Origin of the sequence: Comamonas aquatilis, from assembly GCF_965139575.1 — a bacterium.
Taxonomy (GTDB): domain Bacteria; phylum Pseudomonadota; class Gammaproteobacteria; order Burkholderiales; family Burkholderiaceae_C; genus Comamonas; species Comamonas aquatilis.
On record NZ_CBCSIW010000047.1, the window covers coordinates 1 to 1,232 of the forward strand.

At 55.0% G+C, this 1,232-nt stretch carries 1 protein-coding gene; it reads left to right on the plus strand.

Going from position 1 to position 1,232, the window contains the following annotated elements:
* Positions 1–63 precede the first annotated feature (63 nt).
* Positions 64–1,214, plus strand: a protein-coding gene (locus ACNAZA_RS22330) for an IS3 family transposase (protein ID WP_415798685.1) whose coding sequence is annotated in 2 segments (ribosomal slippage) — positions 64–313 and positions 313–1,214 — 1,152 coding nt in all. Because the reading frame shifts where the segments join, the coding sequence is not laid out codon by codon here.
* Positions 1,215–1,232: the final 18 nt, after the last annotated feature.

Genomic DNA, 1,232 nt, shown 5'->3' on the forward strand with positions numbered 1-1,232 from the left:
TGAATCGACCAGTGTTTTGTAGATAGTCCAAAGCCTCCTATTTCCGTTCCAATAGGAGTCCTTATGAGCAGTCAACGTTACCCTGAAGAATTCAGGATTGAAGCGGCCAAGCAAATCCTGGAACACGGCCACAGCGTGGCCGATGTCTCACGCCGCTTAGGCGTAAGCACGCATAGCCTGTACAAATGGGTTCGCCAGCAGCAAATCCCGGCAGCACAGCGCACTTTGCAAGTGAGCCAAAGCGAAGAACTGCGTCGCCTGAAGGCTGAGCTCAAACGCGTCACCGAGGAGCGCGACATCCTAAAAAAAGCGGCGGCGTACTTCGCTCGTCAGCCCGACTGAAGTACGCGTTCATCTCAAGGCATCAGACGGTGTATAGCGTTTTGCGAATGTGCCGAATGCTTCGGCTGCACCCCAGCGGCTACTATGCGTGGAAAGCCCAGCCTGAAGGCAAACGAGCCATTGACGATCGCAGGTTGCTGGCCTTGCTCAAACAGGCGTGGCTGGAGAGCGGTGGTGTCTACGGCTATCGCAAGCTGACGCTGGATATGCGTGACTTGGGTGAAAGCTGCAGCAGACATCGGGTTGTCAGACTACTGCGCCATGAAGGATTGAAGGCGCAAAGAGGCTACGGCAGACGGCCACGCCCACAAGGTGGTGCTCCCGCTGTGGTTGCGCCCAACCTTCTGGAGCAGCAATTCAAAGTCAGTCAACCCAATACCGCCTGGGTTACCGACATCACCTATATCGCTATGCACGAAGGCTGGCTGTACCTGGCTGCAGTGATTGACCTTTATTCCCGACAAGTTGTGGGCTGGTCCACCGGCAGCCGCATTGATACCCAACTGGCTCTTGATGCCTTGCATATGGCGGTCTGGCGCAGAAGACCGAGTGAGATGGTCGTTGTGCATTCCGATCAGGGCTGTCAATTTACCAGCCATGAGTGGCAACGCTTTCTTGCGAGTCACAACCTCAAGCCCAGCATGAGCAGGCGAGGCAACTGCCACGACAACGCAGTGGCGGAGAGCTTCTTCCAACTGCTCAAGCGTGAGCGCATTCGTAAACAAACCTACGCAACAAGGCAAGAAGCGCGTAGCGATGTATTCAGCTACATCGAGATGTTCTACAACCCCATCCGCAGACATTCGTCTGCGGATGGCCTGTCTCCGATAGAGTTCGAGAGGCGTAATTCCGTGAGGCTTAAAGCTATCTAGGAAAAGCTGGTCGATTCA